10 protein-coding genes are annotated in these 11105 nt (G+C 55.0%); 8 read left to right on the top strand and 2 right to left on the bottom strand.

The features are described 5' to 3' along the window. The first annotated feature begins 100 nt into the window (after window positions 1-100). A complete protein-coding gene (locus tag VLM75_01960) occupies window positions 101-1117 on the top strand; it encodes an aspartate-semialdehyde dehydrogenase (protein HSV95678.1) in 1017 nt (338 codons plus the stop codon). An 11-nt stretch (window positions 1118-1128) separates the two neighbouring features. On the opposite strand, the gene VLM75_01965 is transcribed toward VLM75_01960, so the two are convergent. Beyond that, window positions 1129-2358: an HD domain-containing phosphohydrolase gene (locus VLM75_01965; protein HSV95679.1), complete on the bottom strand. Its 1230-nt coding sequence runs from the start codon at window positions 2356-2358 to the stop codon at window positions 1129-1131. Between the two features lie 224 nt (window positions 2359-2582). Here VLM75_01965 and VLM75_01970 point away from each other — a divergent pair, with 224 nt between their 5' ends. The 7 genes from VLM75_01970 to VLM75_02000 all read left to right on the top strand — a co-directional run bounded on the left by VLM75_01970 (window position 2583) and on the right by VLM75_02000 (window position 8435). Continuing rightward, window positions 2583-4313, top strand: coding sequence for a FapA family protein (locus VLM75_01970; GenBank protein HSV95680.1), 1731 nt, complete (start codon window positions 2583-2585; stop codon window positions 4311-4313). A 354-nt stretch (window positions 4314-4667) separates the two neighbouring features. Then, a complete protein-coding gene (locus VLM75_01975; GenBank protein HSV95681.1) occupies window positions 4668-4832 on the top strand; it encodes a twin-arginine translocase TatA/TatE family subunit in 165 nt (54 codons plus the stop codon). A 66-nt stretch (window positions 4833-4898) separates the two neighbouring features. Continuing rightward, window positions 4899-5687: a formate dehydrogenase accessory protein FdhE gene (locus tag VLM75_01980; GenBank protein HSV95682.1), complete on the top strand. Its 789-nt coding sequence runs from the start codon at window positions 4899-4901 to the stop codon at window positions 5685-5687. Window positions 5688-5875: 188 nt separating this feature from the next. Then, entirely contained in the window at window positions 5876-6436 is a 561-nt protein-coding gene (locus tag VLM75_01985; GenBank protein HSV95683.1) for a hypothetical protein, read from the top strand. Continuing rightward, window positions 6426-7043: a methyltransferase domain-containing protein gene (locus VLM75_01990; protein ID HSV95684.1), complete on the top strand. Its 618-nt coding sequence runs from the start codon at window positions 6426-6428 to the stop codon at window positions 7041-7043. Before VLM75_01985 ends, VLM75_01990 begins: the two co-directional genes overlap by 11 nt. Beyond that, window positions 7040-7714 (top strand): hypothetical protein, encoded by a 675-nt coding sequence (locus tag VLM75_01995; GenBank protein HSV95685.1) that lies wholly within the window; start codon window positions 7040-7042, stop codon window positions 7712-7714. Before VLM75_01990 ends, VLM75_01995 begins: the two co-directional genes overlap by 4 nt. Before the next feature lie 22 nt (window positions 7715-7736). Next, entirely contained in the window at window positions 7737-8435 is a 699-nt protein-coding gene (locus tag VLM75_02000) for an ABC transporter ATP-binding protein (GenBank protein ID HSV95686.1), read from the top strand. A gap of 311 nt (window positions 8436-8746) precedes the next feature. Here VLM75_02000 and VLM75_02005 read toward each other — a convergent pair whose 3' ends face one another. Then, window positions 8747-10681 (bottom strand): TonB-dependent receptor, encoded by a 1935-nt coding sequence (locus tag VLM75_02005; GenBank protein HSV95687.1) that lies wholly within the window; start codon window positions 10679-10681, stop codon window positions 8747-8749. Window positions 10682-11105 lie beyond the last annotated feature (424 nt).

Below are 11105 nucleotides of genomic sequence, written 5' to 3' on the forward strand. Positions count from 1 at the left end.
GAGGGGGTTCTTTCCATCAAAAGGAGAGGGCCCTCTCGCTACAAAACTGTTTTTCGACAACCGCCGAATAGTGTTGATATAGACGAGAGGGGGTCGGCCGATGAAAAAGTACAACGTGGTGATTCTCGGGGCGACCGGCGCCGTGGGTATCGAGTTTCGAAAGATACTGCTCGAGCGGAAATTCCCCATTGACAGTATCCGCTTCCTCGGGTCTTCCACCGTGGGTAAACAGATCGAGTTCGGCGGTCGCACGGTTACGGTCGAGGCGGTCGGCGACGATTCCTTCAAGGGATACGATATCGGGCTCTTCTCCGCGGGCGCTTCGATCAGCGTTCAGGTGGCCCGCAAAGCCGCTGAATCGGGATGTGTGGTCATCGACAACAGCTCGGCATGGCGCATGGAGCCGGACGTTCCGCTGGTGGTGCCCGAGGTGAACCCGGACGACGTGGATTGGAACAAGGGAATCATCGCCAACCCCAACTGCTCGACGATCCAGATGGTCGTGGCGCTCAAACCGATCCACGACTATGCGAGGATAAAGCGCATCGTGGTCAGCACGTATCAGGCGGTATCGGGGACGGGGCTAAAGGCCATCAAGGAACTCGAAATACAGGTGAAGGACATCGTACAGGAGAGGCCGATCTCCCAGCGGAAGGTATACGCCCACCAGATCGCGTTCAACGCCATTCCGCACATCGACGTGTTCCTGCCGAACGGTTATACCAAAGAAGAGATGAAGATGGTAAATGAAACCCGGAAGATCATGGGAGACGACTCCATCGGCGTAACGGCGACCACTGTCCGTGTGCCGGTATATCACGGCCACTCCGAAAGCGTTAACATTGAAACCGAAAAGAAGCTATCGGCGGAGAAGGCGCGAGAGCTTCTGAAAAGCGCCCCGGGGGTGATCGTCGAGGACGATCCCGCACGGAACCTGTACCCCCTCGCCATAAACGCGGCGGGCAGGGACGAGGTGTTTGTCGGCAGGATCCGCGACGACGAATCGATCCCAAACGGCATCAACATGTGGATCGTTTCGGACAACATTCGCAAGGGCGCCGCGCTGAACGCGGTGCAGATCGCCGAGCTCCTTATAAAAAAGGGGATGGTGAAATAGGCTTAGCGTCGTCAATCCGGTTCGGGGTAGCGCTGCCTGATCGAACGGATAAAATCGAGGTTTTCGAAAAAGACATCGATAAGCTCCGGGTCGAACTTTCGGCCCGAGAGCTTTTTAATTTCATCGAGCACCGAATCCTCCTCCCACGGCTCCTTGTACACGCGGCGCGACGAGAGCGCGTCGTAAACGTCGGCGAGCGCGACAATGCGCCCGTAAATGGGAATCTCCTCGCCTTTGATCGGTTCGGCCTTTTCCCCGACATTCCCTTCGACCGGTTCACAGGTATTCCCGTCCACGCGTCCGGGGTAGCCCGTGCCGTCCCAGTTTTCATGGTGGGTGAGGGCGACGACCGCGGCGACCTCGTCAAACTCGGACTGCCGCTCGCGGAAAAGGCGGGCGCCGAGATAGGTATGCCGCTTCATGATCTCGAATTCCTCGTCGGTGAACTTAGCGGGCTTCTTTAAAATAAGGTCCGATATGGCGACTTTGCCCACATCGTGCAGCATCGCAGCCATGCGCAAAATATCCCTGTTCCGGTCGATTGTCGGGCGGGGAACGCCGCGGCGCTGGGCCCAGCGCTCGTACAATTCGACCGAATACGAGGCAACGCGGTTGACGTGCGCCCCGGTTTCCTTGGGATCCCGAAGCTCGGCCATGCTGATCATTCGAAGAAGGAGCGTGCGGGTCATCTGCGCGCGCTGGAGGACCATGCTCGCGATTCCGGCGAAATGAAGCACGTAGGGCTCCAGTGCGCTGTCGAATGGGACAAACCCGCCCGAATCGTCCATGGCGTTGATGATCTGTAAAACACCTACGATGTGGTCGCGGCTTGTCTTGAGGGGGACGGTAAGGACCGAGGTGCTCCGGTACTGTGAAATTTGATCGTATGTCGAATCGAAATGATAGGATGCCTCCGGAGGGATATTGTATACGTCGGGCGTATTGAGTATCTCTCCGGTCGAGGCGACATAGCCCGAAAGGGACTTTCGGTTGATGGGCAGTCTGAATGTCGTGTATATCAGCTTCTGGCCGTGCGGAAGTTTTTTCCGCAAAGTGTCGTTCTGAGAGTGGCTGAATACGAGAAAATCGCCGTCGCGGATGTAGATCGATCCGGCATCGGCGTTGACGACCTTCCTCGCCTCGGAGAGGATTCTTTCGAGCAGGATATCGAGGTCCTGGATATCGTTGAGGTCGGACCCGATTCTCATAATGTCATTCAGTCTGCCGGTGTCTTTGTTCATTTTACCTCTGTGCCGCGTATCGACCCTGTCTTGATTATCGGTTATCGTGCAATTGAAAATAAGCGGGCCCGGGGCAAAAATCAAGGTGATTGGGCCGGGAATAATATTAAATGAATATTTTCGGTGACGGATACGAAAATAATACTATACCGCGAAACAGCAGTTTGATATACTATGCATGGCCTGTGCGGCGGCCCAAGACCGATGGCGCTCTATGAGGTTTCATGAAGCTCGCATTATGTTACTTTGACACTGCAGTCTCCAGAATGTTTGTGGAGAAGACCGACGAGAAGGGAGAGAAAGCGGTCACGCTCTCTTCCCCGCATAACTTTGTTTATCGGGATGAAATAGTCGCCAAAGTGGTCAGTGTCGAAGACCCCGCCGACGCCGAACTTGAAATAGACAAGGGGTACTCATTCCATGTTATTGAAAAGAACCCTTCATTCAAACCGGGAGAGGGAATTTACCAGGACCAGTTTTCATCGACTTACAAGGCCTCCGAATACGGATTCGTAATACTCGATCGGAATACCCAGAGGCTGCGGCTTATTACGCCCATTCAGATATCCAAGGACAAGGTGAGGGCATATTTCGTCATATTTCCCACCAAATTCATGAAGGTGCCGGCGTATGTCGACATCGAAAAAGCGCTGCAGCAAAGAAAGATACTCGCCATTCTCGACAAGGAATCGATCGAGGAGCAACTCTCCAAGATCGACCTCGCGCAGCCCGTGGTCAATCGCGTACTGGTCGCAAGGGGGAAAGAGCCGGTTACCGGATACGACGAGTATTTCATTCCGCTCATCAAACTCGAAAAGAAGGTCGGCAAGGTCCTCGAAGACGGGCGTATGGATTTCAAGGAGGTCGACTCCATAATCGAGATCAGGCGCGGTCAGGAAGTCTTGAAGAAGATTCCGGGGGTAAAGTCCGAAGACGGCATGGACATTTACGGCGAGAAAGTGGACGCCGCTTTCGAGGCCAAAGATGGATTCAGCAGGGGGGGGCATGTCGTTGAGTCCATGGGAGACGGATCGGTCTTCGTATCGGACATCGATGGCTGCCTCAGTCTGGAGGGCAAAAAGATCTCAGTATCGCCGTTCGCCATCATCAAGGGCAACGTGGATTATGATTCGGGCAATATCGATTTCAACGGTTCGGTTCATGTGCTCGGTTCGGTACTGCCGGGCTTTTCGGTAAAGGCGAGGGGAGACATCATCGTCGACAAGAACGTGGACGACGCCTACCTTGAGGCCGATGGAGATGTTACCGTCAAACATGGTATTTCCGGGAAAGGGACGATGAAGATCATCGCCGGCGGCAGGGTTCGCTCGAAATATATCCTGAATTCAACGGTTGAGGCGGTGAAGGACATCGAAGTGGAGGACTCCATTATCAACAGCAAGGTATTCTCGAACGACCGCATATCGGTCACCGCGCGAAACGGAAAAATCATAGGCGGCGAGATCATTGCGCGTCACGAGATAGTGGTGAATGTGGCAGGCGTGTCAAGGGAGAACATCACGAAGCTCACCGTGGGGGAGAGCCTGTTCGTGGAGAGGGAGCTAATAGAAATACGCCGGGAGGCCGACTCGGTTAAAACGGTGGTTCAGGAGATAATGCGGAAAATAAAGGCCAGTTTCGGCGAGGGCCTTTTCGAGGACCCCAAAAAGTTTCTGGCGATACTGCCGCCCGTTAAGAAGAAGAACTGCCTGCTCATGCTCCAGGAGCTCACGGCGCACAACAGGGAGCTCGGCGAAATCAATAAAAAGCGCATCGAGGTGGAGGCGAAGCTCAAGCTGGAGCGCGACCCGGTGGTCATCGTCACCGAGGAGGTGTTCCCCGGAACGGTGATAAGCATCAAGAAACGCAAGCGCCGGATAGAGGAAAAGCTCGTCAACGTGAAATTCTACGAGGATCCCTCCGACAAGGAGATCCGCTACACGGCCGCGGTGTAGACTCACTGGTTTCATATGGGCCGACTTGAAGAGTGAGAATTGAAATCCCGGGTGAACATGGTGTTATCGCGAGGAGCGCGGCGACGCGGCGATCTCAAAAGGCGGGAAGTTATTCGATAAAGCCCGGCATGAAAAGAGATTGCCACGCCCCGGAGAGACCGGGGCCTACAATGACAGACTATTCGACGTAATGCGTATCACGCCTTCACGGAAGCATTCCCCGAAGAATTTATTAATTTGACAAAACCGCGCTCTCATATATGACGGAGCTTGGTTTTCGGACTTTTCGAAAATTCCGGGCAAGAGCGGTCTTTCCCGGTGCTCAACAACTCTACCACTTCTCCGGAGGTCGCCATGGGAATGCCTGGCATTTGGGAGCTGGTTATAATCTTCCTGATCGTGCTGCTTGTTTTCGGCGCCGGTAAAATACCGAAAATCGCCAAGGACGTTGGCAGCGGCATACGCGAATTCAAGAAATCGATTACCGGCGAAGACGAAAGCGCGGATAAAAAAAAGTAGGCACGAATGCGAAGTCATCGCGAATATCTCGATAAGGCGTTACAGCACGCCGTGAGGGATGGACATTTGGGGCGGGATTCGGTCGAATTCTTCCGTTTCGTCTACTCGTACCAGGCTGAATGCATCGACGCGTACACCGGCATTGCGTTCGATGGTGACTGGGTTCGCCCCGGCGAAATGCCGATCGTCAACGGCGATTTATTCGCGATCGCACAGGGAGAAGACACCCTGCTTCGCGAAGGGATGGGCATGCTGCTTTCGAAAATCTCGGAGCTTCACTGCGGGATGGACTTCGACCCTCTGCGGGACTTTTTTTCAGTCGGTACGGATCCGATGAACCGGGCCGCCCGGGCGCTCCTTACGCGGGATTTCGGCGCCTTATCAGCTCAATCGCAGGCATGCAGTCTCGGCATCGAAGAGTATATCTTTGTGCTGGTTAACTGGCTCAAGCCTTTTTTCGCGGCCCTGGCGGAAAAGTTCGGTGCCGGTGTGCGGCAGGACGAATGGATGGGGCCGCACTGCCCGGTATGCGGGTTTTATCCAGACATGGCCAAGATCGTCGGCGCCAAAGACGGAAGGCGCTTTCTGCACTGTGCGCTGTGCGAGTATGAATGGCATTTTAAACGCATCGCTTGCACGGTATGCGATAACGAAGACACGGAAAAACTCGGCTATTTCGCCGGGGAAGGGGAAACCGCTTACCGGATCGATTTTTGCGACGAATGCAAGGGGTATATAAAGACGGTCCAGCTTGGAAAATTCCGGGAACCGGAAAACTGCGATCTGACCGTCGAAAACATTCTCACTCCGGACCTGGATGCCGCGGCGATGAAAAAAGGATACGCGCGACCGTAATTTTTTTTGCGCCATCGGTAACATGAATTTTATATTTGTACTATGCGACACATACGAAAAGCGCCGGTTCGGCTACCACGCGCGTGTGACCAGGCAACCGTCTTTCGGTGGGCGGAGAGATTCGATCCAGGGTACACCAATGGGAAACACTGAGCGCGATCGTCGCCTGTGTTGAAAATGGTGAAAAAATGCACGACCGTATCGATATAAGCAACCTCATCATCGCCGTGATCTTCAGTGCGCTGGCGATCGCCGTTCCGGTCATCTTTCACGCCATCGGTCTGGGATCCATGTTCATGCCCATGTATCTTCCGCTCGCTATCGGCGCGTTTTTGATGACCCGCGTCAACGCGGCGATGGCCGGTTTTTTTACGCCGCTTATCTCCGCGCTCGTTACCGGTATGCCGCCGTTTTATCCCCCGGTTGCGTTCGTCATGATGCTGCAACTTGCCGTATTCTGCTTTACCATCTCGCTTATGACGCACCGCTTTAAATTCGGTGTTATTGTCTCATTGGCGGTTGCCGTCCTTCTCGACCGTTTTCTGCTAATGGCGCTCTTTTATCTGGTGTATCCGCTCTTTTCCATCGATTCGCGCATAATAACGCTGTATGATCTGCTGAAGTCACTGCCCGGTATTGCGCTGTTGTTCATCGTCGTGCCGCTTGCCGTTTTGCGCTGTGGCGCGATACTGCGGAAGAATTCCCTTCATCTTTTTGAACACCGCCACGGAGAGAACCATGAGCACTGAAGCGCGTCGCGTAAAAGCCGATTATTTCCATGAGCTCGCACCGGGATGGGACGAGAAGGTGGGAAACAACGCCGGCCGGAAAGAAAAACTGCGAAGGGTTTTCGACATGATCGAAATCCGCAAGGGCGCCAGGGTACTCGATGTCGGGTGCGGTTCGGGTGTTCTTTTCCGGTTCATCGAGGAAAAAACCGGCCCGGACGGAACCATCCTGGCCGTGGACCCCGCCGAGGGCATGATCGATCGGGCGAAGGAGCTTCATCGTGATTTCGACAACATCCAATACAGCGTGGGGTTCATCGAAGATTCCGGACTTCCGCACGGGGAATTCGACGTGGCGCTGTGCTACGCGGTTCTTCCGCACATTGAAGACATCCCACGGTCGCTGAAGGTGCTGTACCGGGCGCTTGTATCCGGAGGCCGGGTCTATATTTTTCACCCGGACGATACACGGGCGCTGAATGAATTCCATGCCGCCCTGAACGGCCCGATACAAAAAGACGTGCTGCCGGCCGAGGACGAACTGCGCGTGCTCCTCGCCGATGCAGGCTTCAGGGTGCTCAGCTATATCGACGAGCCCGGCCTTAATTTCGTCGAGTGCGAAAAATGACCTCGCTGATCAGGCCGATTCTTGTCCTCGCCGTGCTAATGTCCCTGGCCGTATTCCCGCTCTCTTTGCCCGTGATTGCGACGACGCTCGTGATGTACGCGCTCATCGTTCCGGCGGTGCGCGTAATGCCGGCGGAACTGCTTGCAAGAAACATTTTTATCGCGCTGTCTGCGGTCTTCTTTATGCTAATGGCCGCGGTCTCGTCCCTGCTTCGCGGCGACATGGTGAATATGCATGTTCCCGAGCTGGGGGCCAGGATAGTCCTTATCTTCAATGCGATATTCCTCGGAGGACGATGGATCGGCAATGCCGGGGTCCTCAGGCTTGTCGATTCCCTTCCATCGGAACGTCTCAGGCTCTTCATGCTTCTGATCATTAAACAGGCCCATTCTCTTCTCGCCGCCAACCGTGTGGTCATCAACCAGCTCAGATGTCGTCTCGATATGACGAAACGGGACAGGCTGCTCGTCGCGCGCTTCTATGTTCAGAACATGGTCTACGGCGAGCTAAGGTCGTACCGGCACCTGCAGGCCGCGCTGTACACGCGGCTTCCGGAAAGGTTATGGGTTTACCATCGTCCGGAAACTTTCGGGGCGATGGACGCGCTCATCGCCGCTGTCGCGATACTCTGCGCCGCCGCCGCGGTCCTGGCGCAGTGGGGCGGAAAGTGATCGTAGCGGGAGGAGAGATGTCATGATGAAAACGCTGATTGTGCGAAACCTCAGCTACCGCTATCCCGACGGGCGGAGGGCGCTCGACGGCGTAAATATCGAGGTCGATGAGGGAATGCGTGTCTGTCTGGCGGGAAAAAACGGCAGCGGTAAAACGACGCTTTTTCTGAACATTGACGGCCTGCTTGACGGCGACGGGTTTATTTCGGTGATGGGGATAGAGCGGAGCGCGGGGACCATGGCGCGCATACGCAGAAGCATCGGGTTCCTTTTCAGCCAGGTCGAGCACCAGTTCATCATGACCGATCTCCTGAACGATGTCATCCTGAGCGTCGGCGACGAGGCGCCGGATATCGGAGCCAAAAGGAAGGCGGCGATGGAATGGCTCGAGCGCTTCGACCTTTCGCGCTACGCGGACCGTAACCCGCTGGAGCTTTCGGCCGGCGAGATGAAGCGTGCGGCGCTTGCCGGGGTGCTCGCCCGGCGGCCCGGCCTCCTGCTCCTCGACGAGGCATTGGGCGGGCTTGACCGCGAAAACGGCGAAAAGCTCGCGGCGATTCTCCGCTCGCTTTCCACCACCATGCTCATCGCGACGCACCGGCGCTTCATGGTGGAGGAGGTCGCCACGCATGTGGCGGTGATGGAGGAAGGTGCAATTACCGGTATCTATGAGAAGAAGAAGGCGTTGAAAATGAGGACCGTTCAGAAGTTTTTGTTCTGATGCGCGATGTTCAACGTATATTGAAAAGATGCCCTGCATCAGTAGAACATTGATTGTTATCGGCATGTCCCGTCTTCCCCGCTTCGGCGCCTCGGATTTACCTCCGTGTAAGCCTCGGCGCAGGCGACATCCGTGTCGCCTCCTACGCGGTGAAGCCGGGACATGCCGCAACCATTACCTGAGCGGTGTCGTGGGGAAAAGAGCGGAGAAGCCGAGGACTGTCCGAGTCTTCCCCGCGTTATCCGAGTTCCGCAGGCTTCGCAGCCTTTTCCCCACGATGCCGCATATTTGACATGGTTTATCCGGTGAGGCTACAGCGTGACCGAAAGTCCTCCCATAGCGGTAAAACCGGGCATCGGATAATATCCCTGGTTTGCTACAGCGCTGGAACCACCATAGTACGTCGAATAGTCCTTGTCCGTAATGTTGTTCAAATTCACGAAGGCGCGATAGCGCTCCATGAAGGTGTACGCGAGCTTGGCGTTGAGCACCAGGTAGTTCGAAAGGTCGATGGTACCGGCCGCGTCGTGCCAGATGCCATACACGTATTCGGCATCGAGCCCGGCGTAAATGCCGTAGCCGTCGAACGAAACGCCGCCAAGCAGCTTGTGCTTCGGCACGTAGGTAAGCTTGGCCTTGCGGTACTCGTTATCAATATAGGAGTAGCCGGTGCGCAGGCCCACCATGTTCATAATGGTATACTTCGCCGTGGCCTCAAGGCCGTTGTAGTTGAACTCATCGGCGTTCGTCCATTGACCAGCTGATGCTATTATCTTGTCATCCGCAATGATATGGTAACCTGTTATATCAAAAATTATGTCTTTTATTGGGGTGAGTTCAATTCCAGCATCGTATGAAAGATACGTTTCTGGGTCGAGGTTCTCGTTTGGGCTGGGGCCCATATTTCTTATATACAATTGGCGTACATCGGGTAGTTTAAACCCTTTCGCGACGCTGCTATGAATTTTAAAGTATTCCGTCGGATTGACGATGAGCCCCCCCTGCCAGGCGGTAAAGCCGCCGAATTTTGAGTCGTCGGTATAGCGCGCGCCGCCGGAAAGCGTTACGGCGTCGAAAAAGCGCTGCTCGACAAGGCCGAAAGCCGAGGTGTCGGTAAGATATTTATCCTTGACGTAATACACATCGGTTACGAGGTTTTTCGACGTCCCGCCCCATTTGCGCACGTCCATGCCGACCGTGATCCTGTTGCCTTTGAAGAGCTTCGCCGATTCGATCACACGCGCGCCGTAAAGCGTGTCGTCGTGCTCATAGGAATCGACATCATTGGGATACTGCTCCGCCTCGTGATGGCCGTTGTTATAGAAGACATGGATCATCCCCTCGAGTTTTTCATAGGTATTCAACACGTTCAGGGACGCGCCTTTGCGGAGAATGTCAAAGTATTCCAATGCATCGTAGGGTTTACCCTCGGCGCCGGGATCGTGAATCTCCTGTTTCATCATGAAGGCGTTCACCCCGGCATACCAGTTCTTTCCGAGCTCGAAACCGAAACGGGCCGTGCCGTTGTGGTTCATGTATTCGGAGTCCACTTCCTTTCCGTTCGGCGCGGTCTGTTCGCGGTGGCCGTCGGTCCGCTGAAAGTTGTACGAGACGCCGTAGTCGAAGATCCCCATCTTGCCCTGATGAGTGATGTAATCGTCGGTTGAATTGTAGCTTCCGTAAGAACCGGAAAGCTCGGTGCTATAACCGTCGTGCTCCTGGCGCTTCGTGATGACATTCACGACGCCGCCCAGGGCCCCCGAGCCGTACAGCACCGGCTGCGGGCCGTGCAAGACCTCGACACGGTCGATGTTCTTCATCGCGAAGAGGTCGGCGATTGGATGCCCCATGATCGACGTGGTGGTGTCGAGCCCGTTGATGAGAAAGGGGACGCCGGTGGTGGGCCCCCAGCCCGATTTGCCCACGCCGCGGATGGACATGACCGCCGCGCCGCTGGATGAGACGCCGAAGCCCATCACCCGGTTGTTGCCGGTATAGAAACTCGGCACGTTCTGGCTGATGACGTTGACGAGGTTGGTTTTGGTTGAGTTTTTGACCTCTTTGTCAGTGATGATCGAGACCACGCCGGGCTGTTCTTTTTTGTCCTTGACGATGATCTCTTTGGACATGAAGACCTTGTCCTCATCGGTTTTGGTCGTTTCGGTTGCGCCTTCGGGCGTGGCCTTCTGCGCGTGCAGTGCCGTCGCGATGAAGAGCATAATGACCGCGAGTCTGGTGTATTTCATGCGATGATGCCTCCGGAACTGTGTTATGGTGTAGGCCGGCGATATTCAGGAACACCGGGCTGACGCAGCGGCCACATGACGGTACGGCGGTGCGTGAGAGTACTGGCTCCTGATAGCGTCGGTATAATAATTGATAGCACGAAAATATAAATAGTAGCACACGTCAATTAAAAAAAATATTTTTATATACACGTAAAAATATGGCACGCGGCAGGGAAAAAGTGGTTGTAACGCCGTCCCGGCGTATAGTATACACAATGTCTTCATCGTGCCGCCGTGAAACGATATGCCGGAAATGAACAAAACATCCATCAAGAATCTCGCGATCGACGCCGTCGAACAGGTGTTCGCCTCGCTTGGAGAAAAGCCCTACCGCGCCAAACAGCTCTTCAACTGGCTGTACGAGAAGAACGTGGAGTCGTTC

The sequence above is a fragment of the Spirochaetota bacterium genome (assembly GCA_035477215.1).
In the GTDB taxonomy this organism is placed as follows: domain Bacteria; phylum Spirochaetota; class UBA4802; order UBA4802; family UBA5368; genus MVZN01.